Genomic DNA, 23,365 nt, shown 5'->3' on the forward strand with positions numbered 1-23,365 from the left:
CGAGCCTGAAGGAGTTCAGCGACAGCCGGTCGATCGGTGCCAAGCTCGGCTTCAGTGTCAAGTGGTAGTCGGCAGGTTGCAGGCTGATAGGGGCAATGAGCTTGGCGCCGAAGCGAGCCGGGCTGATACGAATAGATCAAGATATGATCCGTAGGAACTGGGGCTGAAGCCTCCTGCTGATGCAACTGCTGCGCTCTGATGGGCTTTGCCATTTCGGTGTTTGCGCAAAAGATGATATGGGTTCCGGGCGGTGCGACGTCACTCCAGGAGAGCTACCAGGACTGGAGCCTCACATGTCATAGATCGCCTGCGCTGTCTCACAGCAACAAACGCAGCAGAACGGCCAGCGGACAAGGCTGTCGAGCTCAGGCGGATCAGCGATGGGACCTTGGCCGGCAACCTCGTGCTTCCGTGGGCTTCTGCTCGACGCCGGCGCAAGCCTGCAGATCGACGACGGCCCGTCGCTCGACGTGCTTCGCTTCTCGACCTGCGTGCCCGCCGGCTGCATCGTCCAGCTCACCCTCGATGAAGGAACAGTGGCCGCATTGCGGGGAGGAGCGGCGCTGAAGAGCGAGGTCAGGAGCACCGATCAGAAGGAGGCGCTGTGATGGCCGGGATTGCGAGATTTCTAGCGGCTATGATACTGGAACGAAGTCTGCCGCCTGGTTTCTGCGGCTCGGATCGCAATCGACGCCGTAACCGGCAGGCCGGGTATTTAGTCTTCGGACAGAGCGAGTTCGGCGCATCTCTCGATATTCCAATTGGTCTCTCAGGATGCGCCAGGACCATCCTCCCTTCCCAACCGGTGCAATCTATGATCCGCTCCCGCCACAGGAGGATCGCATGGCATTCTCTGTTATCGGGGCTGGGTTCGGCCGCACCGGCACGCACACTCTGAACTTGGCGCTTGAAATGCTCGGGTTTGGGCCGTGCCATCACATGGAGGACGTCAACTCTAACCCCGAGCACCGCGACCTGATCCGCGCGGCCGGGCGCCGCGAGCCGGCGAACTGGGACGTCGTCTATGCCGGTTACAAGTCGGCAGTCGACTGGCCGACGGCCTATTTCTGGCGCGAACTCGCCGAGTATTTCCCCGACGCCAAGCTCATCCTCACCGTTCGCAACCCCGAGGACTGGTACAGGAGCGCACGCGTCACGATCTTCAACACCATGGGCGAGACCGCCGACCCGCAAAGTTTTGGCCGGGCCGTCATAGAGACGAAAATTTTCGGCGGTCGTCTCGACGACGAAACCCATGCTATCGAAGTGCTCGAAGCCCACAACGCCGAAGTGATCTCAGCTTTCCCGCCGTCGCGCCTGCTGGTCTGTAAGGTGGCCGACGGCTGGCCGAACCTGTGCGCCTTTCTCGGCGTGCCGATCCCGGCTGAACCCTTCCCCCACAGCAACACCACTACCGAATTCCGAAACCGCTTCGCCAAATAAGCCCCACACCGAGTTCGACGCCGAAGCCAGGCCAATGCGCGTAGCAGCCTGTCCACGCCGGCTCCGTTGCGTGTAACCAACGGGGGAGCGGGTGCATCAGAAAGGGACGGTGGGCGCTGTTGGGCGCGAAGGTGCCATGCGGCTAGCCGCTCTCGGATGTCCGCTACTGGGCGGCGGCCATGATAAGTGCAATGGCCAACTTGAGGCGCAAAGTCGCCCGACTGCAACAGCGTGCGCGTGTTCGACCATGATGTCAGTGGCACCATAGCGGCGGCGCGGAGAACCTCGCCCCACGTACGCCCAGGCTGGTCGAGGGACGGCTGCAGGATTGCGAGGAGCCGGGTTGCCGATGCGTCGGCAAGCCGGTCCTCAAGGGGTCATTTTTAGGTAGGCACCGGCTTGATCTGACCAGAATGCAACGGCGGCCGAGAGTTAGGCCTGCCAAGGCCACTTCGCGCATTCGTTCCGAACCTGCGTACGACCAAGACCCAGGTCTGCAAGCTGATGGTCTTCGAGCTCGGCCAGCTGTCCACGTTGGCGGTAGAGTTGTATCCAACGCGATACTATCACAATAGGTCCTGTCGCATTGTTGATGATGTGACGAACATGCGTCGGCAACGACGACGGAGGCCTCCGGCCTTCAGTAAGTGGGTGATTGAACATTTCTCATCCTCTCGCTGCATCCATGTTGACGTGTCGCGCTGAAATGCTCCAATCTGCCCACGGGCGCAAAGCATGGTTTCTCGTGCTTGGCCGAATTTTTCTCATGACATGGTAGAAAATTGGCTCGCCGACTGCCATCACTCAACGCCCTCAAGGCCTTCGAGGCCGCGGCTCGCCACGGGAGTTTCACCAGGGCGGCGGACGAACTATCCGTGACGCAGGGCGCGGTGAGCCATCAGGTGAAGGCGCTCGAGCTCGAATTGGGCGTCAGGCTGTTCGATCGCGAACGTCAAAAGCTGAGCATCACGCGAGCCGGCCTCTCCTATCTAGAGGTGGTACGTGATGCCTTCGACCGTATAGCTCTCGGCACGCAACGCATTCAGCATCTATCCAGGGCCGGCGCGTTGACGGTCAGCACGTCGCCCGACTTTGCCTCCAAGTGGTTGGTAAATCGCCTTGGCAGGTTTGCAGAGACGCATCCGGACATCGACCTCAGGGTTTCCGCAACCATGCATCACGTCGACTTCGCAAGAGAGGACGTCGATCTTGCCGTGCGGCATGGCGATGGCAACTGGGCTGGGCATGATGTTGTCCGCCTGTGTTCCGAGCAGCTGTTCGCGGTTTGCAGTCCCAAACTTCATCAGCGGATGCGCGAGCCGTCCGATGTGTTGAAATTTCCGCTGCTGCATCTTGATGACCGGAAGGACTGGTCGGAATGGCTCGAGGCTGCTGGCGTGCGAGATGCCAAACTCTCCCACGGACCGGTCCTGAACCGTGCCAGCATGGTCATAGACGCCGCTGTCGACGGCCAGGGCATCGCACTCGCCCGCACCACGCTTGCGGCTTGGGATCTCATCAACGGGCGCCTCGTCAGACCGTTTGCTACGGCTCTGCGATTGTCCAAGACATACTGGATCGTCTGCCCCCGCGCGATGTCGATGGTCCCTAAAATCATCACATTTCGTGAATGGCTGTTGGCCGAGGCCGCTGACGACGTGTCTCGCCTCCAGACGCTCGATCCATAGTGGCACGTTAAACCGCGAACGCACGGCAGTCGCAACCGCTCGACTGCGACGGCGAGGGTCCGGTTATCAGTCTCAAGCAGTGATTCAGACGAAGGCAGATAAAGTTCGGCTGACGCGCACCCGCGGTCGCCGGAATGTCAGCGCTTAGGCATTCGCAAAGTAGAACTCTAGGACCGATTTGAGGGGCAGCGCTGACATTGATCGGGAACAGATAATCCGTAATGCCGCCCGCAGGTGCCGCCTTCGACTAGGTGCTTCCAATCCACGTGACAAGCGCACACCAGGACCACCGCCACTCTCTGAAATGAACTCTATTCCGGCTGCTTCGAACGTTGCTTTAAGCTGAACTATTGTGGACTGTTTCAACGTCTCGCCTCGTTCGAATCGCACAACGGTTTGAGTTGAGACTCCGGCCTCCTTAGCAAGCTCTAAAACCCCCCAGCCCAATGCAGCTCGTGCCCGTTTTGCCGCGGGGAGGAAATAGGACGCGCCTTTAGTGCCGCGATCATGCTGACCCCAAGGGAACTTTCGATCAGTTCGCCCCAGTTTGTCGAAGGGCGCTTAATGTGTCGCGGTCGAGATGTTTTGGTTGACGCTAAAAAAGTTGGTCGGGTCGTATTTGCTTTTCACTTCCGCAAGCCGTCTGTAGTTTTCGCCGAATGAGGCGCGGATAACTTGGTCCGCGGGCTCGCTCTGAAAGTTCAGAAGGTGCATCCCGCTCGAATGCGGCTCGAACGCATCATACATGGCGCGTACCCAGGCAATATGCCTTTCGCTTTCGGCCGGATCCACCCACTGCGCGGTCATTCCTATGTTGTATTCCGCGCCGCGCTGGGCGAAGGCGGATTCAGCGCGACTGATCCTGCCTGGCGCGCCGCCATAGAACTCTACGATGCAGGCCGAAAGAGGCGACTTCATGCGATTTCCATGCTCGACAAGCAGGTCTATGATCGTGTCGGTAAGTTGCGGAACGAAGCTCGCCTTCCAGAAATTGTGGGTGCCGTCCGGGAAAGCGCCGTCAAGCAGCTTCTGCATCGTCGGGAAGGGCATTAGCTGGATGGCATCGAGCATTGGGGGACCGAAAGCTCGCAGCGGCGCCAGCACACGTGCGCCTTCTACCACGTCACCGCACCAGCATGCGATTACGCCGATCGCCGGCATGCCGTCCGGTGTCGTCAGCATGGCCGCGTAGGCAGTCAGTTCCTCCGGTGCCGTGGCCATGAAGTCACGATAGAAGCGCAACACCTCACCGGACTTGTCGCGTGCGTGAACGATCAGGCCGCCGAGCACTGAAGATATTTGCTGCGCCCGGAAGGTGAAGCAGGTGACGATGCCGAAATTGCCGCCGCCGCCGCGCAAAGCCCAGAACAGGTCGGGGTGTTCTTCCATGCTGGCCGTCAGCAGGTTGCCCTCCGCTGTCACCAGCTCAAACGAAATCACATTGTCGCAGCTCAGTCCGTACTTGCGCACCAGCCAGCCTACGCCGCCGCCGAGCGTCAGACCGGCAACGCCGGTCTTAGAGACGACGCCGACCGGCACCGCCAACCCATGCAAATGCGTCTCTCGGTCGAGATCGCCAAGCGTCGCGCCGCCCTGAACTCGCACGGTCTGGGTCTTGGGCTCAACCATCACGCCACGCATGGCGGAGAGGTCGATCACGATGCCGTTGTCGCAGAGCGCGCGCCCGGCGACATTGTGACCGCCCCCACGCACCGCGACAAGAAGGTCGTTTTTAGAAGCGAATTTCACTGCGTGGATTACATCAGCGACACCGAGGCAGCGTGCGATCAGTCCAGGGTGTCGATCAATTGCCGCGTTCCAAATACGGCGTGCCTCGTCGTAATCGGCATCAGCGAGCCGGATAAGGCGGCCAGCCAACCCCGAAGCGAACTCATCGATGAGGTCGGCGCCAATCGGCATGCCATTGCGACTTTGAAGCTGCGTCTCTAACATATCCTCCTCCTCAACTTCTCACCGCGTAAGCTCAAGCCTCGCGGTGAGAAGTAGCATAACACCAGTTGGCGGGCCTGTGACGCCGAAAACACCTTCGATCCGATAAGTGGCGCTCGGTGCGGAATGGCCGCTTTTGCCAACTGGATTCTAGGAAGCTGCCAGTCGGCTCGCGGCCCCATGACAGTCACATCAAGCAACGGAGAGGCGCACGCCACCAGCCGAGCAGCTCGCACACCACGGTATACCTCGACTAACGTAACACCGCCGCCGGTTGCGGCGTAACATCTGGGTGGATATCGACTATCTGTGACAGGGTAGCGTCAGGCCTAAACCTTGAGGTGACAGGGCCGCAGAGATAGCGAGCCATCGGGCAAAAATTGAAAGGCCGGAAGGGTTGCCGTACGGGTTTACCAAGGCAACGACGCTAGGTCTGTTCGCGGACGGTGGAACAAAAACCGCGCTGTCGAGATTCGGTCGTTGCACTGTTCCCATTCGGTGCTTTCCCCATGAGAACTGCCCACTGGCCTGACGGCTGGCGGGCTTTTTTGTATCAGCGGAACCTTATTACTCATGCTCAGTTCTTGGCGGCAGCGCCCCGCACGCTGCTGGCCAAGGAAAGGCAACCCTTGGCCGGGCCCGCATCGGTCCTCACCCAAGCGGTGCGGGCCCACTGTCGATGCTGCCGAGCCCGTCTTCACACCCTTGGGCGTATCTTTCGAACAGTTCCACCTTTTCTGAATAAGGAAGGCGGTGTAAACGCTGGCAACCTTCGCACCGATAGTGGGCGGCAACGATGAACCAACGCCCTGGCTTGGTGAACTCGTTTCCACATCCGGGGCATTTGAGTGTCATCTCAACCGAAGATAGTTTCTGGGAGAGCGGCATCAGGTCGCGTAACTCAAACTGCCGACGCCAGAATCAGCGTTATCCCCACCACCGTCGACGCATAGATCGTGGCTAAAGCACGATCGGTCGAGGAATACTCGGCGGGTGTGCGAGGCCGGCGAAGTCGGGGCCTCGGAATGTTTCGGTGCCCACGGGACGTTGGCGGAAGCGTTGTCATTGCAAGCGTGCAAAGATAGACGCTGGGCTATATCGGCGGCGATCAGAGAATAGTCCGCCACCAATTTCGACCTGTCCGAGACAATGGAGATTTCACGTTGCAACATCGCGCGCCTCCCATGAGTTCTCCCAACTGACGGGTCTAAATTATGTTCCGCCAATTTTGAGAGGGGTGCTGCTGCCGATGTGCTGGCGCGGCTAATCTACCAGCAACAGGAGCGGCTTGCTTTGGCTGCTCGTGCCAAATCACCTGCCGCAAGTCGCGCATGTCGACCTGCTGTCCGCACGTCGGGCAGGTATAGAAGTTGTCGTCCTCATCGGCTGGTTCGCCGCCGTGCTCCTTGCCGGGAATGGATGGTCCACGTCGGACGGCCTCGCCATGGCTGTCAAACAGTCAATTCGTCTAAAATGTTCCGGAACCATTTTAGCGCATGCTAAATTGAAACGCAGTCTTGCGGGTCAGTTCATGCGTCTGAAGTTCATCAGGCCAATGTTTCCCAGGCTTGTCGAGGTCCCCCCGACAGGAGACAACTGGATTCACGAAATCAAGTACGATGGCTATCGGACGCAAATCATAATCGAGACGGCACGGCCCGAGCGATCACGCGAAGAGGCTATGACTGGTCATCGACGTACAAGACGATTGTCGAGGCGGCGGCAACCCTTTCTCCAAGTCGGCAATCATCGACGGCGAGGCAATCGTCCTCAATGGGAAGGGCGTGTCGGATTTCCATTCGCTGCGGTCCGCAATGCGATGGGCGCCGGATCGGATCATCTTCGTCGCCTTCGATCTGTTGCACCTGGACGGGGTCAACTTGCGCCCAGCACCTCTGCTGGAACGTCGGGAAAAGCTGCTCGAACTCGTCGGGCCTGCCAAGGGCGTGATCCAGTACAGTCACCATGTGCATGGCGGCGGGGCCGACTTCTACGCCGCGGTTGATCGCATGGGCCTGGAGGGCATGGTGTCGAAGCGGCCTGACAGCGTTTATCGGTCAGGCGACACCGAAGCGTGGCTGAAAACCAAATGCTACGAGGAAGTCGACTTTGAAGTGGCAGGCGTGCAGCTAAAACCGGGATCGGCACCACTCGCTTTGATGGCAACCCGCGATGCGGAACGCCGCTATGTCGGATCGGCTCACATCGCCCTGACCAAAGCCATGCGAGAACGCCTGTGGGCCAAGGTGCAGGAGGGGAAAGGCACGCCACCGAAGGGAGCCGACAAGCCAGACGCCGAATGGATCAAACCTGGCCTTGTCGGACGAGTGAAGACCCTTAAGCGCGAGGACAAGCTACGCCATGCGACTTTGCAGGCGATCCGTGAGGCGAAATCGTGATGTTACGAACGCCAATGAAGTAGGCCCGCCTGACAGCCCACGTCCTAAAACACACCACCGATGCCTATCCCCCCACTAATGTCTGGTGGGGGGGCTATGGGGCGTTGCGGGACGGCCTGCGCGCGTTTCGCCGCCTTGCGGCTGGGACCGGTTTGCGAAGGGCCGTTGTCCGACGCGACTTTAGCCGGCTTGGCCTTGACGATGACCGGCTGCTTGCAGATTCTGCCGGAACGCAAAAAGAGATCGCCGAGCAATCCGACGGTCGGCTCGGTCGTGGGTGCGATCTGTTTGGTATTTTTGTAGTAGTCGGTGAGGGCACGGATGGAGCCTGTGCCCCAATCGCCATCAACTTGCATCCGGTAGCACCCCAGGCGACGAAGTTCGGTCTGAATGCTGCGCGCAAGATCGCCTGCCTTGTCCTTTTCCGCTTCGCCCGCCGAGGCGCCGACAATGAGAGTTTCGAGGCCGGAGACGACGCTCTGGCGAGCGACTGCAACGCTTTCGGTTGAAGACAGATTGGCGACCCGAGTGCCGACCGGCTCCGCTGAACCGCCTGACGGTGCCGGAATCTCGACGGACCGCAGCGTCTGTCCGACGATGAGCACGGCAGTCTGCAGGTCGTTGGAGGCGAGCTCTATCTGCAGCTTCTTCTTGGCGTCTGGATCGGACAGGATGCGCGACAGGCTCGCGCTCAACTGCGCCGGATCGAGCATCTGCTGTTCGGTGAAATAGAATTGTTCACGCAGGTTCGACTGATCCCACGGCACCTGGCGGCCGACGGTGAGCGCCTCGGTCTCATTGCGGACGCGGATCATCATGTCCGAAATGCTCAAGCCAGGAATTTCGACGTTTTTTAGAAGCGCAGTGGTGAACGGGCTGTTTTCGCCTGTTCCGTCGACGGTGACGTTGCCGGGCTGGGTGGCGAAGGCGACAAACGTGTTTTCGCCGACCTCGACCTGCGCCAGACCGTTGGAGATGTTGGCGCCGCTGCCCAGCGGATTGTTGCGGCAGGCATCAAGGAAGATGAAGGTCTGACGGCCGCGACTGGCGAATTTGGCGATCACATCATTCAGCTTGACGGCGTGCGCCGTCAGCTTGTCCAGGTTTTCCGGATCGGGCGTATCGATCGGTAGCAGGTAGTTTTCGCCCTGCACCTGCATGCCGTGGCCGGCGTAGAAGATCAGCACGGCGCTGCTTTCGGGCAGCTTCGCCTCGGCGTCATGGAAAAGCTTGACGAAGCCATCGGCGGTAAGATCGGTTCCAGTCAGAACCTCAAAGTTCAGCCGCTTCAGGCTGTCGGACAGTTTCGTCGCATCGTTGACCGCGTTGGCGAGGTGCTCGAGACGCTTGCTCTGGTAGTTCGTGTTGCCGATGACGATCGCCAGCCGGTTGCGCGGCTGTAATGAGGCGTTCTGTTCGACCGCGGCGCGAACGTCGATCGTGCTCAAAATCGCGAAAAGCATGAGCAGCGGGATGCGCAAGTATCCGTGGCGGTGGGTCATATCGGCATGCTCGTTCCAGCCTGCGTCAATCTTGATCCGGCGGCCTTCGAACGCACCAGACGCAAACGCAATCTGCCCGAGCGTTTGGACCCCGTGCCGCCAAAGGCCCGCAAATTTTTATACCAAGTATCCTGTCAAAGATAGGAAAAAGGGATTTGTATGCAGTCACTGGACCGTGGAGGGCTCGATGCCGACCAAGATCAACCTCGCGCTGCCGGTTTACGGAGCAGCCTACAAAAGCGTATTCGTTCGCAGCCTTTTTGCGGCCCTGACTCACGAAAGCCTTTCCAGCTACGCGTTCACGCTGTCGGAAATCGAGTACACGGATATACCGTTTTCTCGGAACTATCTGCTCACGAATTTCTACTACAAGAAGCTGGACTGCAGTCACATCCTGATGATCGACAGCGACATGGGCTTTTCGCCCGATCTCATTGCCGCGATGCTGGCGCTCGACAAGCCTGTAGTCGGCACTTTGTATCCGCGGCGTCTGGTCGACCTTCGCAAACTTCACTCGCTGTCGAAACTGCCGTTCGACAAGGCCTTTGCGCAAAGCCTGGAGTTCCTCGGAACCATCATCGAACCGCGGCAGGAGATGGGCGGCTTTGTCCGGGTATCGCTATGTGGCACGGGTATCTTCTTGGTTTCGCGCGACTGCGTCGCCAGGATAATTGAGAAACTGCCCGAAACGGTGAACCGGTCGCGCTACAGAAAAAACAAATACGCCGCACAGTTCGAGAGCTTTCTGACGCCATTTTCGAAGATCGTGACGCCGGACGTGGACTTGCCTACCGATTTTTCTTTTTGTCATCGCTGGGCCCAGCAGTGCGGCGGGGAAATATGGGCAAGTTACGACCGCAAGGTTGCCCACGCGGGAAGCCTGACCGTTTCGGCAGCCTATTCTGACCTCTAGATGTTCGCGTCCTTGTACCGCGTCGTACTGCATCTGAGCGGTTCAATCTGAGTTCGATAGTGACCTTGTCGCCACACATGACCTTATAGTGGCCTGAGAGCGAACGCCTAACCATTGCCGACGAGCAGCGCGCTGCGTACACTGCCTGTCAATCAAGTCAACGAGCCCCATTGAAGGGCCGGTGATTTATTGTAATTGCCTTAACTGTGACGGTATCGATTCTCGTAAGGTGGGATCGAATGAGAGTGCCGCGCGAGGCCTATCAATTGGCGGGTGTTTCGTTGCTTGCGTTAGCGGCGGCATCCACGTTGCAGATATCTGGCGCGGAAGCGTGCTCGGCTATCGCAAGCGGTGCTGGTACAACAGTCGGCTCAGGCATCTCGGCCGAAACGACGTTCGAAACGACATCGGTCACGGTCGAGTGCAGCACAACTGGAAACGTCCAGGATGTCGGCGGCGTATTCACGACGGGGTTCGCGGGATACAAGGGGCAAGCCAACGACTCGTCAACAGTCATCGTCAACGATTATGACGGAAACGGCGATGACATTGTTAGCATCTTTGGCGGTATCCTGGACAACAGCACGCCTACCCCCGTCATAAGTGGCCTGCCGCCGGTAACGTCATCGGCAACGACATCCTTGCAGTCGGCAGAGGGGACCCTCGAACTCTTTGGCGGCAACGACCGGTTCGAGATGTCCTATGGGGATTTGTCGGGCGATCCGTTCGCCCCAAATGTCGACGCCAATCTCGACGCCGGGGCGGGCGATGACACCGTTATCATCCAGGCCGGCAGCATCCACGACATCGATCTTGGAGATGGTGTCGACAGTGTCGTGATATCCGGCAGCGGCACACAGGTCGGCAATGTGACCGGTGGCATCGGTGACGACCTGATATCGGTCGGTATCCTCGAGGTCGAGGAAGGCGTTTTTTTCAGCGAGCCAATCGTCGGTATCATCTCTGGGGGTGAGGGCGGTGATACCATTACCATCGGGGGAGGCAACGTCGAGGCCGTGGATGCCGGGGCCGGCGACGACCAGGTCAGCATCGGCGGCAATACCGCAATCGAATTGGATATCGATGGAGAGGCCGGCAACGACACAATAACGGTCAGTGGCAACGCCACCATAGGCGGCAGCATTTTCGGCAACGATGGCAACGACACCGTCAACATCGACGGTGGAACCGTCGGCACAACCATATCGCCGGGCATCGTTGATCTTGCGGGCGGCGCCGACATTTTCAACATGACCGCGGGCCATGTGACCGGCTCGGTGTTCGGCGAAGGCGGCGGCAACACCTATACCGTCAGCGGCGGCACGGTCGACGGCTCGATCTATGCCGGCAGCCAGGACGACAGCGTATCGATCTCGGGCAACGCCAGTGTCGGCATCGACCCAGGTGAGGGTGGGGAGGGCACGGATTCTGTCGGGCTGGAGGATGGTGACGACACCTTCGACATGACCGGCGGCACTCTTGCGGGTGCGGTAAGCGGTGGTGCCGGCAATGATGTCATTACGCTGCGCGGCGGCACCATAAACAGTTTTCTGGAAGGCAACGACGGCAACGATCAGATATTGGTCTCCGGCGGCGTGCTTGCGGGAGAGGTCACCGGCGATGTCGGTGACGATCTGATTGTCATCAGCGGCGGCGCCATCGGATCCAGCGTTTCCGGCGGCGCCGGCTTCGACAATGTCTCGGTCACCGGCGGCACCATCACGGGCGGCATAGACGCCGAGCATGTCCATCTGTCGGGCGGCACGATCGGCGGTAACATTACCGGTCTTGGTCCCGACACGCTCGTGATCGACGGCATCGGTGCGGTTGACCCACTCAATTTGAGCGATGGCGTTCTGTTCAGCGGCACGGGCGCCAACGGCACCATCACCGGCACCGATCTCGCTGCCGGCGGCAAGAGCCAGAACTTTACCGGCTTCGACAATTTTTCCTCCGACAATTCCACGCTGCGCTTCAACGGCGGCATACAAGGCATCAACCACCTCAACCTGGGCAGTGGCTCGACGCTGTTCATCAACGGCAACGTCACCATGCCGGGTTCGATCATCGCGACGAATTCGCTGATCGACATGACGAACGGTGTCGCTGGCGATGTGTTGACGCTAGGCGGCCTCACCCTCAACGGTGCCAGCATCGGCCTCGACATCAACCAGCAGACATCTCAGTCGGATCAGCTCATTGCCGATGCGTTTTCGGCAACCGGCGCCAATACCATCATCGTCAACCTGCTCGGCACGCCGCAATTTGCCGAGCCGACCGACATACCGCTCATTGTTTCGACCAACGGCCCGGTCACCGGGACGTTCAGCGTCGCAGGCGTGCCCGGCACACCGGGTTCGCTTTTCACCTATGCGATCGTCACAGGCCCGAATGGCAGCGTGTTCCTGCGTGCCACGCCAGTCAATTTTGGCATTGCGGCGGCGCCGACCAGTGCCACCAACGCCGGCGCGGTCACGGTGGCAATCGAGGCTCTTTACGGCATAAACCGCGACGCGCTCGACGCTGACCTCAACCTTTCGCCCGCATCCGGATCTGGAATGGTGCCGGTTTCGGAAAGTTTCGGGGTCTTTGCTTCAGGCCAGTTCGCCCATACCGAGCATGACGGCTACAACATCAGCGGCGGCGGCTTGAATGGCCCCGGCCCGAGCTTCGATGCCAATGATTTTTCGGCTGCCATCAGCCTGGATTTCAATGCCGCCAAACACTTCCAGTTCGACAATGAGTACGGCCTGAACATCGGCGTTTTCGCCGGCTACGCCTCGACCGACGTCAACCTCGGCGCGTTTCGGGGATTTGATGCCATCGGCGAAGGTACCAACAAGGCCGGCCTGTTCGGCGGCTACGCGCTGTTTCGCAAGGACTACAATTACGCGCTCGTCTCGGCCTCCGGCTTCATCGGTGGAAGCGACGTGACGAACGGCGTGCTCGGCACCACCGGCAGCTATGATACCAAGGGCTATGCAGTGACGGCATCGGTCGGCCATATCTTCAAGCTGGGCGAGCGCACCCGCTTCGATCTGCGTGGCGGCCTGCTTGGCGTTTCCTTCCGCGGCGATCCGTATACAGACAGCGGCGGCAACGAGTTCGGCAAGAGCCAGCTTTCTTTCGGCGCGATCAAGCTCGAGCCCGGCATCTATGGCGACTACACGTTGAGCAACGGCATGGTGATCAGCCCCTATGCGCGAGGCGAATTGCAGCAGCGTTTCGGCTACAAGAACACCACCGAAATCGACACCAGGGAGATCGACTTCAACGATGCCGATTTTTCCGCCGCGCTGTCGACCGGCTTCAACCTGAAGATGTCGGCCGCGACCACCGTCAACGGCGAAGTTCGCGGCAAGGTGTCATCGGACAGTTCCACCATCGGCGCCAAGCTCGGACTGAAGATCGCCTTCTAACCAAGACGATGAACCCGAGATTTGCATCGCTCGGGAGTGGTGCACCGCACCACGCGAGATGCTCGCCAAGCGACAGCAAGTGTTCTATGCTCCTCGCTGAGAAATCGTGAACTGCTCTAGGCAGGGGGTTCCATGTTCGAAGTCGTGGGAGTCTGGTGGAAAACACGGGCAAGAGGCTGGCTCGTTATAAACGCGCTTGGCTTGGTCGTTGCGTTGTTGGTGTTGATTTTGCCCGGACTGGGAACTGCGAAGGCAGAGACGAACTGGACGCTGGACTCGACCGCTTCGGTCCTGACCTATCAGTCGGTCAAGAAGAACACGATCGTCGAAACCAACAAGATCAGGAATATTTCCGGTAGCCTCACCTCGGCGGGTGATGCGAAAGTCACCTTCGACCTGAATTCGGTCGATACAGGGGTTGACCTTCGCAACGTCCGCATGCGGTTCCTTTTTTTCGAGACATTCAAGTTTCCCTCCGCCGAACTGACCGCGAAGGTAGATCCCGCCGCATTTGCCGACCTGGCGACCAAGCGACGTGTGAAGGCGGTTCTTCCGTTCCGTCTCAGCCTGCACGGGGTCGACAAGGATCTTCAAGCCAACATCGTGGTCACCATGATCAGCGATACCATGGTGTCGGTCGCTTCGGAGGCTCCTGTCGCCGTGCATGTGGAAGACTTCGGATTGCTGCCGAACGTGGATAAACTCCAGCAGGCGGCCAACGTGACCAATATTGTTCCCACGGCATCGGTTTCATTCGATTTCGTTTTCATCGCTGACGGCAGCAAGCCGGCTGTTGTCCAACCGGTTGCGGCGAGCACTGCCGATGTCGGGCCTGTCACCACCGATGCGGCGAAGACCAGCTTCAGCGACGAGGAGTGCCTCAACAGGTTCGCGGTGCTGTCGCGCACCGGAGCCATCTACTTTAGAACGGCGAGCGCGCGGCTCGATAGCCAAAGCCGGCCGCTGCTTGCTGAGGTCGTCGGCGTCGTGGGCAAGTGCCCGGGCCTGAAGGTCGAGGTTTCTGGACACACCGATTCCGACGGGTCGCCCATCGAGAACAAGCGCCTGTCGGAGCGAAGGGCCCAGGCGGTTGCCGACGCCATAGTTGCCGCTGGAATTCCGCGCACCCAGATCGCGGCGACTGGCTATGGCGAGGAGCGCCCGGTTGCCGACAACGACACGCCGAAGAACAAGGCGCTCAATCGGCGGATCGAGTTTTCCGCCACTAAGCTCGTCAACTGAGGGACGCCCTGTTGTCCCGGGTGGGTTTTGATCGTATCGGCCATTGCGGTGGACTTGTGGGCGCCATTGCGCTTGTAGCGCTGGCACTGCTTTTGACTTTGTCGGCCGCCAGTGCTGAACGCCGTGTTGCGTTGGTCCTTGGCAACTCCCAATATGAGCATGCGCCGGCGCTGACCAATCCGGTACGCGACGCCCACGCCATGGCCGAACGCCTCGAGAATCTGGACTTTGAAGTCGTTTCCGGCTTCGATCTGACCAAATTGCAGACCCAGACGACGATTGCACAATTCGCAAAGCAGGTGCGCGGCGCCGATATCGCCCTTTTTTTCTACGCCGGCCACGGGTTGCAGGTTTCAGGCAGCAACTACCTTCTTCCGGTCGACGCAGCACTCGAGGACGAGACTTCGCTCGATTTCGAGGCGGTGCCCGTGGACTTCGTCCTGCGGCAAATGTCGCGCGAGACCAGCATAAGGCTGATTTTTCTCGACGCTTGCCGTGACAATCCGCTTGCCGAAGTGCTGGCAAAGACCGCCGGCGTGAAGGGAGCAAGAAGCGGCCTTGCCGAAATTCCCATCGAGAATGGTGGCGCCGGCACGCTTGTCGCGTTCGCCACCAGTCCCAATCAGGTCGCCTTTGACGGGTCGGGCCAACATTCGCCGTTCGCTTCGGCGCTGCTGGCGCATATGGGCGAAACAAACGTTTCCATCACCGAAGCCATGAACCGCGTTACCGCCGATGTCTTCAAGGTAACCGCCGGCAAACAGCGCCCCTGGAGCAATGTCTCGCTGACCACTGAGGTCGTCCTGCACAAGATCGACCTCAACGCACCGCTGATCGTCGGCGAGGCGACCACTCAGAAATCGGAAGCCGGTTCGGATGGGCGAAACGTTGCGGCAAACCCGTCGGGCGCCGACGACGCCCAACTTTCGCTCGATATGCTTCGTCAGAAAATCCCAAGGCTTGCCTCCGACGAGCCTATCTTTTTTGACCATCCTGTCGATTTCGGCGATCCGGAAATCGACGGCAAGAGCATTGCGGAGCTGATCAAGGGCAAGCCACGCTTCAGTCCTGTGGAGGGGCTCGACAAGTCGGTATGGGAAGGAAAGCACTGCGACGGTTGCCATGAATGGAACGAGGCCCGGCTGTGTGAACAGTCGAAAAATTTCGCCGCCAACGACGTGTCTGTCTTACGGCTTCAACATCCGCTTGGAACGCGCTTCAAGGTGGCGCTCGCAAAATGGGCGCAAGGTGGCTGTAAGTAGGCCAGGATGATGACGGCATCCATCGGTTTCTGCCGGGCGAATGCTCTAATCCGCATCCGCTGCTTGGCTCAGGGCCTCGATCTCAGCCATCTGGATGCCCATTTCGACAAATGCCGAAAGAACGGCGAACCGGTCAGCCAGTGCGACACGCGCCAGTCCGGCCAGAATCCCGGCATTGATTGCGTGGGCGGCTGGAAACGGCAGCAACGCCGGTGCCATCGTCGCGGCCCTGGCCGAACCATTGTCACGCCATCCCGCGGCCAGAGCAATCCAGCCGACCGGCGTTGTTGGCGGCGTCGCGCCGGCTGTGCTGAGCGCCGCCTGGTGGCGGAGACTGTCCGGTTCGCCCACCCAGTTGTGGACCAGCGGGAGCAACTGATGATCGGTCTCATCCAACAGGTCGGCCAGGTGGCTCAGGCATTCATGGGCCCACCAGACCGCGGCTCGCTCGGGAAGCAGGTAGGCACAAAATGTAACCGCTTCCTCGGGAACGCGCCCTGCGAGAAGGTCGCGGCAAAACTCGATCGAGCGCTGGTCGGTTGGAAGGCTCCTCATGTCCCGCGCAATAGCAGGACACGCCGCGAAAAGATCCCTTGCCGTTTTGAACCGGAGCCCATTGGCCATGACCGCCACGCTTTCATCGAGAAGCTTGGCCACTCAAGCCTTAGGCGCGGCGCGGGTCAAGTCTCAACCGGTGACGCGGCAACAACTGTCACGCCCCCGGCGATTGCAGACAGACAATTGCCTGCGAATTTGCTATGATCCCAACATCGAAAATCGGAATACTCAACCAGGAGGAGCCGCTATGCAGTGGAGCAGTTCAGCTTTTGTGTTGGCGGTCGTGCTTTTCTCGACCCACGCTTCCGCCGACCCCGTTCAGAAATCTGAAGACATCGTGAAGTTTTTTGCTGGTGCGGCCGATCTCGGCAAGTCCCGCGGGATTTGTGTTGGCTCCGCGGAGGAGTGCAAAAGCAAGTCCAATGACGCGTCGGCAGTGAAAACCGGCCTCGACATGCTGATCAATTTCGGCTTGGATTCGGCCGAACTTGACGCCACCGCGCGCGCTGAACTCGACGAGTTCGCCAAAGCCCTGAAGGACAACCGGCTGAGCACGTTCAGCTTCGTCGTCGAAGGCTATACCGATGCCACCGGCACGGTGCACCACAACGAAGGCCTGTCGCAACGACGAGCGAAATCGGTAGCCGCCTTCCTCACGGCCAGCGGCATCGAGCCTGATCGCATCAACGCGGTCGGCATGGGTGAAAAGAACCCGCGCAGTTCCAACCCATACGATCCGCTCAATCGCCGCGTGGAAATGCGGATAAAGACACAATAGCCACGCAAAGCTGCGCCGCAGCCTGGGATGGGGCGAAGATTGTTCTACCCGATGGAATTTGGACAGGGGTGAGCATAGCAGCGCGAGCGTGGTTCAAAGCGTATTCTGAATTGAGCTTATGACGGCGGTGACGGCCTGCTTGTATTTTTCAAACTCCGGTGACGTCTGGCGGACCTCCGTGGTCGTTGTCTGCTGGGCGGCGCCAGTGGCCATGCGGCCCAGCTTCTGGCCCATTTTCCTTTCGGCCCAGTCCACGACGTAGCTGGCGGTCTTGCCGGTGAGAAACGGGTTGGCCTGGATGACGGCCGACCCCAGCACGGCGCTCAGTTGCGCCGAACCTGTGGCCGACAGCACCTGGTGCGCGCCTTCCATTCCCAGGAAATGACAGAGATAGAGTCTGCCCGCCGTAATCTGGTGACCACGCTCCCGAAGATAGGCCTCGCCTTCGCGAGCCAGGTTGCGAACCATCTCACGCGAGATCGTGGCGTCGTAGCGCAGTGCGAGCAGGTCGGCTGTCGACAGCGTGCGCGCAAGTTCCGGGCGGTAGGTGTTCATCATCCTGATCCAGGTCTTGCTTATGAATTGCCCTGCACCGGTTGCTGAGGAATTTGGGTTCTTGGCGCGAGCGCTGCCGCCGCTTTCGACATGAACGATACGGTCGGTGAGCGTCTCGACCGCGGAATCGTCGGAAGCGACCGCGGTGACCGTGCCGAGTGGGTCGATCGCTGCGCCATTCTGGTAGAGTTCGAAATGCAGGTGGGGCCCGGTCGAAAGGCCGGTGGTGCCGATATAGCCGATCACATCGCCGGCTTTCACCCTGGTTCCGACACCGGTCCCGATTGCAAATTTCAGCATATGCGCATAGCGCGTCTCGCGCCCGTTTGGGTGCGAGATCTTCACCAGATTACCATAGCTGCCGCCATCGCCCTGGAAGGTGATCTCACCATCGAAGGCGGCTGCGATCGGCGTGCCAACGGGAGCCGCCCAGTCGACGCCCTTGTGGATGCGAACGGTGCCGAGAATTGGATGCTTGCGTGGCCCGAAGGTGGATGTCATCACCCCGTTGACGGGCGTGACCATGCCGTTGGTGACCGTCAGCGAGCGGACCTGATCGTCACCGTTAACGCACGCAAACTGGCCCTCGCTCAGCTGGAAGACGAAACAGTCGAGGCTCTTTTCGGTGCCCTGCACGCCGACATACAGCACACGCCCGTCAGTCTCGCCCTTGCCGCGCGGCGTTTGCGAGTAGATCAGCACAAGGCGCTGGTCCTCGCTGGCGAAGGCGTCCAGATCCTGCCCTCGCGATAGGTACATGATCGCTTCGCCGATCACGCCGGTTGGAACACTGTTGCGAGCCGCCGTCGAGTAGATCGCGTCGAGCAGGCGATACTGCCGCTTGTGCGTGCCTTCCCCCTGTGCGCCCGAATAGTTGAACAGATCTTCACGGACCCAGGGATCGACACCCGATACGAATGCGCCCGCCGCATTGCGTGTCAGCGTGCCAACAAAGACGTTCTTGGCGTAGATGGACACCTGCATCAGCGACATGGTCGTCGTCTCGCGCCTCGGCCTGAAACCACGCATGGCGATGACATAGCCCGGTTCCAGGCCGTCGCGGTTGAAAAGCGCCTTCAGCGCTTGCCCTGCCAGCTTGGCGTCCTCTGCGGAGAAATGCGCATCGAGCGCGACGCTGTCCAAAGAGCGGTCGTTGAGGATTTTCACGAACGTGTCTTCGGTCGCCTCGAACCGCTGATACTCATTCGAGACGGTTGCGACACTCGTGTTGTTTTCGATCTGCGTCTTCTGGAATGCGGGAAGGGCTGCATCGCCCGCATCGATGGTCTCGCCCCAGCCGGCTTCGGGATCATCGGCGTCCGCCCTTTGGTCGGGTGCTGCGGCTGGTTCCCCCTCTATCGGCGATGGCTCAAGATCATTCTGCAGATCACCGGATGGTGGGGCAGCAGTCTTTCGTTGCGCCTGGAAGAATGCAAAATCCTCTTGCGTCGACGGTATCGTTGTCATGAATTTTTCGCTCGCGCTAAGCATGACGTCAGACAGGATTTCGATCTGTGGAGAAACGCCGGCCTGGTTGAGTTCCGCCGGGCGCGGCATTGTCCGGCCTTTGGTTGCGGCGCTGGCATCGGGCGCCAGCGTGATCCACATCGGGTCCCCCGCCAGATCGATAATGGCTGGCACATACACGGATGCGTCCGCCGGCATATCGTCCGCCCCTTCGACCGCATGCAACTCCTCGTCTTCGTCTCCGAACGACCAATACTCGGCGGTGAGGTAGAAACCGGCGGCGATAGAGAGCAGCACAGCCACCGCGAGACCGGCAACAAGCCTGCGCCGAAGCGTGCGCCTGCGAAGGGCCGCGCGCGCCTGCTTTTTCTGCCTGAAGCTCGTGTCGATACCGTGCGTCACGGATTGCTTCCCGTAAGAAAGAAAGTCCACCGCGCCTGTTCGAGGGTATCGACTTCAAGAAATTGTGCCGCGATATGGCCGCGCTGCCAGCACTCGTCGATGCCGCGTATCGAAAAACGTCGCCGCTCAATGCACATTTCGGTCGATCCTGTGAGGATCGCATGACCAAACACGTCCGTTGCGTAGATGTAGATGTAGCGGTTCGTCAGTTCCTCACGAATGACGTTTACGCATTGATTGGCGCCGATGGTCCACCAGCCATCGGTCTGGTCCGCATTGTCGACCTTCTGGCCGACGGCGAGATTGACGACATCCAGAGTCTGATTGCAGACCGTGAACTCGGCGCGCGCTTCGCTGGATGACAGCACGGCCAACAGGGCCGCCCCCCCCATGACCGCAAGCCTCATGCTGCCACGCAGGGCAGGGGCCCGAACCGGATCAAACTGCCTTATCGGCGGGTCAGAGCGGCTGAGTTGCATCGGGCGCCCATGCTATCCGCCGAGCCGGAAATACTGGGCGGTGGCCGAGAATTGAGACCCGTCGGTCTCGATTTCCTCAAGAATCTTTGGGAGCAGCACCGAGGCTGGCATGGGCGTGGAGAACGCGGCTGCCTGGATGTCCTGAGGGCCCGTGATCACCATTATGATCTGCGGCACCGCCTTTCCGGCGGCTTTGTCGGCGGCCCCGAGACCAATCGGGATGCTGAAAGTAGCCTTGCCGGGTTCTACGACGATGCGGTCGTCGAGATTGAACACCATGCCTTTATGGTCGATCAACAGCACGCTGGACCTGAGCCCGCCACGCGTCACCAGCGTTCCGCTGATCGGCGTACCGTTTGGCACCGATGTCCGATCGAGAACAAGCTGCGGCTTGTCTGATGCGGTCTGCCCGATAAAGCGCAGAAAATTGGTGACTTCGCATTGGCTTGGTTCAATGAGCCGGACGCTGATGTCCGGCTCGACATGGAATTTGGCCTGGAACTCGGCCAGCATGCCTTCGAATGGCTGGACCGATGTTCCAAAGCCTTCGATCGCGGCAGCCTTGTCGGTTGCTGAGGTCATCGTCGCATAGAAACAGTCGCCGCCGCCGAAGTCGCGAACCCATGACACCCGTTGGGCGATGTCGTCGACGGCCGGGGGAATCTCCGGTTTGGGCACGTTCAACGCGACAGCAGGTTGGTCCGGCTGGTTGCTTGTCGGCAAGGCAGGGCTCTCGGCGTTCGCGACAGCCGGCGGGGCCGCAGTGGGATTGGGCTCCCGCGTTGCGGGTGCCGCCGGCTTGCTGGCCTGCGGTTCGGGCTTTTGGCTCTCGCCAACCTTGGGCTCAGCGGGCGGCAGCGTCGAGGCTTTCTCTACCGGCGGCGTCGGGGCGGTTGTCTCACTGGAAGCGGCCAACGTTTGACTGTCGCTGGTCATCGTATCCGGCTGGATTGGCGGCGATGCCTTTTCGGGTGGCGGCCTGGCGTCCGTTGCGGGTGACTTCGCGACGACGTCGTTCTGCGAGGGGACTTCGGCGGGCTTGGTAGGCTCCGGCTTTTGAACCCCCAACGTATCTGCCGGATTTTCAGCCGCCTGTCCGCTGGCCTGCACGGGCGAAACTGCCTTTGCCGGCTCAGGGGCGGCAGAGTCCGCCAGGGGCGGCTTTGACAGGCCGGGCGGGAGCTTGGACGGCTCCGGTGGCAAAAGCGATGTCTTGCCGGCAGTCGGTGTGGCAGGCGTCATGAAGCCGCCCAGGTAAAGGCCCGCGCCGGAGGCCACAGCCAGCATCGCCAAGCCAGCGATCGCCAGGGTTCGGGTCTTTGTGGACCTTCCAGGCAAACGCGCCGTGGCCTCGCGCGGCATCGGCGCCGGAGGCGGCCGTTCGAACAAATGCGCGGGCCGCACGTGCTCTACGAAGGGCTGTCCGCCTGGGCCCGCTGCGGCTGCGTCGTCGTGCCTCTCAACATTGTGTGATCGTGCCTGGGTTTTGCTGCCGGATGCAAAGGTTCGCGGCAAAGCCGACCGATCGCGGGGTGTGATGGAAGCCGGCGGGGTTGTCTCCTCGTTTTCGTCACGCGTCATCCTGGCGATTTCCGCCATGCTAACCGGTCGGTCCTGCGGATCCGGTTGCAGCATGGGTTCAACGATGTCACGAAAATCATCGTCGATGTCGGTGAGATCAGGCACGGTCCGGCGCTTTTCGATGACCTCGAATTGCGATCCGCTCATATCGATTGGCTTGCCGCGCAAGGCGGCAACCAGCACCAGCCCCAGGCTGTAGATATCGGATTGCTCACTGACATCGCCGCTGTAAAGCCCGAGCTGTTCGGGTGAAACATAGTTGTATTTTCCCGCAAACTTTCCGCCGATCAGGGTCTCACCGCCGACACTCGCCGACCGGGCGATACCGAAATCTATGATCTTCGCGCGGTCGACCCGGCCTCCCGGCAAGATGATGTTATCGGGCGAGAGGTCGCGGTGTATTGCTCCCGCCTGGTGCACGGCGCTCAGGCCGGAGGCGAGGCGGTGGCAGAGCTTGCGCACATCAGCCGCCGGCATCGCGCCACGCCGCATGATGTCGAACAGCGACTCACCGTCGACGAATTCCATGGCAAGGTAGGGACGGCCGATCCCGGGATCGATCGTGAAGACGTGGTAGCGCACGACCGCGTCATGCGACAGGTGATTGAGGATCAATGCCTCCTTGCGAAACAGCGACAAGATCGTCTGGTCACGGGCGAACTCGGGCAAGACGATCTTGATCGCGACATGGTCACCGGTCTGGATATTATGACCACGGTAAACCTCGCCCATGCCACCGAATGCGATGCGTTCGTCGAGCTCGTAGATGCCGCTGAGTTGCGTGCCTACGACGGTGTTGGCCATGCCCCCCGATATGCGCGTCTTGTCGTCGGAGCCCATCAACCTCAGGCCTTCGCTCTATGCAGATATGGAGGAGGCAATTGGCCATCGCGCTCGTGTCCTATCTTTACGAGGACGATCGTGACGTTATCCGTTGCGCCGCGCGCCAGCACCATGTCGAGCAGGTTCTCGCAGGCTGCCTGAGGTGTCGCCGACACCGTCGCCGCCTCGATCTCGGCGTCGGTGACATGCGCCGTCAGACCATCCGTGCTCAACACAAAAATATCCCCCGGCATGATTTCTCCCTGCTGGAAATCGATGACAATCTCGTCGCTGACGCCGATCGCTTGCGTGATGACATTGCGGCGCGGCCACGTGCGTGCTTCGGCTGCGCTGATGATACCGCGGTCGATGAGCTCCTGAACTTCGGTGTGGTCTCTCGAGATCTGCGAGATCGAGGCGTTGCGGACAAGATAGACGCGGCTGTCACCGGCCCACAGGCAGGCAAACCGCCCGTCCATCGCCAGCAGGGCGGCAACGGTGGAACCGATGGTTATGCCGCGGGATTCAGATATGCCTCGGATCTCGGCATTGGCCCGGCCCAGCCTGTCCTCGAAGCGGGCGCGAAGATCGGGAGCTGAGCTCGCAATGCCGATTGTTGACAGATGATCGACGATACTGGCGGAAGCGACCTCTCCGGCGTCATGTCCACCCATTCCGTCGGCTACCACCCAGACGCCAGTTTGTGGCTCGACCAGATAGCTGTCTTCATTGAGCTCACGGACACAGCCTTTGTGGCTCACGCCGAAGCTCTCAACGGAAAGGGCGACAGTATTCAATTTGCCACCAAGCGCTTTTCAAGCGTCCTTCTGCGGCGCACCTTTGGACGCTCGCTGGCGCCACTTTGCCACAGGCTCGAACATTAAAGTATCGAAAACTAAGGAAAA

General features: G+C 60.2%; 17 protein-coding genes and 1 pseudogene. 9 read left to right on the forward strand and 9 right to left on the reverse strand.

Features of this window, described 5'->3' with window-relative positions:
- Positions 1–302: 302 nt before the first annotated feature.
- Together RPF88_RS32370 and RPF88_RS32375 are read left to right on the forward strand one after the other, a co-directional pair.
- Positions 303–608: an invasion associated locus B family protein gene (locus RPF88_RS32370; RefSeq protein WP_081714437.1), complete on the forward strand. Its 306-nt coding sequence runs from the start codon at positions 303–305 to the stop codon at positions 606–608.
- A gap of 235 nt (positions 609–843) precedes the next feature.
- Positions 844–1,443: a sulfotransferase family protein gene (locus RPF88_RS32375; RefSeq protein ID WP_013525272.1), complete on the forward strand. Its 600-nt coding sequence runs from the start codon at positions 844–846 to the stop codon at positions 1,441–1,443.
- Between the two features lie 432 nt (positions 1,444–1,875).
- Here the strand turns inward: RPF88_RS32375 and RPF88_RS33495 are convergent, their stop codons facing one another.
- Complete coding sequence (locus RPF88_RS33495) at positions 1,876–2,106, reverse strand: DUF1127 domain-containing protein (protein ID WP_081714486.1); 231 nt, start codon at positions 2,104–2,106, stop codon at positions 1,876–1,878.
- Between the two features lie 119 nt (positions 2,107–2,225).
- Here RPF88_RS33495 and RPF88_RS32380 point away from each other — a divergent pair, with 119 nt between their 5' ends.
- A complete protein-coding gene (locus RPF88_RS32380; protein WP_024505892.1) occupies positions 2,226–3,131 on the forward strand; it encodes a transcriptional regulator GcvA in 906 nt (301 codons plus the stop codon).
- A 258-nt stretch (positions 3,132–3,389) separates the two neighbouring features.
- On the opposite strand, the pseudogene RPF88_RS32385 reads toward RPF88_RS32380, so the two are convergent.
- Both RPF88_RS32385 and RPF88_RS32390 read right to left on the reverse strand, forming a co-directional pair.
- Positions 3,390–3,590 (reverse strand): annotated as a pseudogene (locus tag RPF88_RS32385) (helix-turn-helix domain-containing protein); the annotation flags it as partial.
- 102 nt (positions 3,591–3,692) lie between these two features.
- Positions 3,693–5,084 carry an FAD-binding oxidoreductase gene (locus RPF88_RS32390; RefSeq protein WP_013525274.1) on the reverse strand — a complete coding sequence of 464 codons (1,392 nt, stop codon included), beginning with the start codon at positions 5,082–5,084 and terminating at the stop codon, positions 3,693–3,695.
- Between the two features lie 1,781 nt (positions 5,085–6,865).
- Between RPF88_RS32390 and RPF88_RS32395 the strand changes: the two genes are divergently transcribed.
- Positions 6,866–7,480: an ATP-dependent DNA ligase gene (locus RPF88_RS32395; protein ID WP_337123933.1), complete on the forward strand. Its 615-nt coding sequence runs from the start codon at positions 6,866–6,868 to the stop codon at positions 7,478–7,480.
- A 44-nt stretch (positions 7,481–7,524) separates the two neighbouring features.
- Here RPF88_RS32395 and RPF88_RS32400 read toward each other — a convergent pair whose 3' ends face one another.
- Positions 7,525–8,982 (reverse strand): caspase family protein, encoded by a 1,458-nt coding sequence (locus RPF88_RS32400; RefSeq protein ID WP_337123934.1) that lies wholly within the window; start codon positions 8,980–8,982, stop codon positions 7,525–7,527.
- A 187-nt stretch (positions 8,983–9,169) separates the two neighbouring features.
- Between RPF88_RS32400 and RPF88_RS32405 the strand changes: the two genes are divergently transcribed.
- The 4 genes from RPF88_RS32405 to RPF88_RS32420 all read left to right on the forward strand — a co-directional run bounded on the left by RPF88_RS32405 (position 9,170) and on the right by RPF88_RS32420 (position 15,818).
- Entirely contained in the window at positions 9,170–9,895 is a 726-nt protein-coding gene (locus RPF88_RS32405) for a hypothetical protein (RefSeq protein WP_013525277.1), read from the forward strand.
- 239 nt (positions 9,896–10,134) lie between these two features.
- A complete protein-coding gene (locus RPF88_RS32410) occupies positions 10,135–13,314 on the forward strand; it encodes an autotransporter (protein WP_337123935.1) in 3,180 nt (1,059 codons plus the stop codon).
- Positions 13,315–13,446: 132 nt separating this feature from the next.
- On the forward strand, positions 13,447–14,556 hold the full coding sequence (locus RPF88_RS32415) for an OmpA family protein (protein WP_337123936.1): 1,110 nt from the start codon (positions 13,447–13,449) through the stop codon (positions 14,554–14,556).
- A 20-nt stretch (positions 14,557–14,576) separates the two neighbouring features.
- Positions 14,577–15,818, forward strand: a complete 1,242-nt coding sequence (locus RPF88_RS32420; protein WP_224673649.1) for a caspase family protein — start codon at positions 14,577–14,579, stop codon at positions 15,816–15,818.
- Positions 15,819–15,863: 45 nt separating this feature from the next.
- Here the strand turns inward: RPF88_RS32420 and RPF88_RS32425 are convergent, their stop codons facing one another.
- On the reverse strand, positions 15,864–16,475 hold the full coding sequence (locus tag RPF88_RS32425; protein WP_244507016.1) for a DUF6931 family protein: 612 nt from the start codon (positions 16,473–16,475) through the stop codon (positions 15,864–15,866).
- 148 nt (positions 16,476–16,623) lie between these two features.
- On the opposite strand from RPF88_RS32425, the gene RPF88_RS32430 reads away from it, so the two are divergent.
- Complete coding sequence (locus RPF88_RS32430) at positions 16,624–17,154, forward strand: OmpA family protein (protein WP_013525282.1); 531 nt, start codon at positions 16,624–16,626, stop codon at positions 17,152–17,154.
- Positions 17,155–17,247: 93 nt separating this feature from the next.
- On the opposite strand, the gene RPF88_RS32435 is transcribed toward RPF88_RS32430, so the two are convergent.
- The 4 genes from RPF88_RS32435 to RPF88_RS32450 form a co-directional block, all read right to left on the reverse strand.
- Positions 17,248–19,578, reverse strand: coding sequence for a M23 family metallopeptidase (locus RPF88_RS32435; protein WP_337123937.1), 2,331 nt, complete (start codon positions 19,576–19,578; stop codon positions 17,248–17,250).
- A complete protein-coding gene (locus RPF88_RS32440) occupies positions 19,575–19,985 on the reverse strand; it encodes a DUF1036 domain-containing protein (RefSeq protein WP_024504491.1) in 411 nt (136 codons plus the stop codon). Before RPF88_RS32440 ends, RPF88_RS32435 begins: the two co-directional genes overlap by 4 nt.
- Positions 19,986–20,069: 84 nt before the next feature.
- Positions 20,070–22,478 carry a serine/threonine-protein kinase gene (locus RPF88_RS32445; protein WP_063170599.1) on the reverse strand — a complete coding sequence of 803 codons (2,409 nt, stop codon included), beginning with the start codon at positions 22,476–22,478 and terminating at the stop codon, positions 20,070–20,072.
- Positions 22,479–22,483: 5 nt separating this feature from the next.
- Positions 22,484–23,257: a PP2C family protein-serine/threonine phosphatase gene (locus RPF88_RS32450; protein WP_013525286.1), complete on the reverse strand. Its 774-nt coding sequence runs from the start codon at positions 23,255–23,257 to the stop codon at positions 22,484–22,486.
- Positions 23,258–23,365 lie beyond the last annotated feature (108 nt).

The organism is Mesorhizobium sp. ISC11 (genome assembly GCF_037162595.1).
Taxonomy (GTDB): domain Bacteria; phylum Pseudomonadota; class Alphaproteobacteria; order Rhizobiales; family Rhizobiaceae; genus Mesorhizobium; species Mesorhizobium ciceri.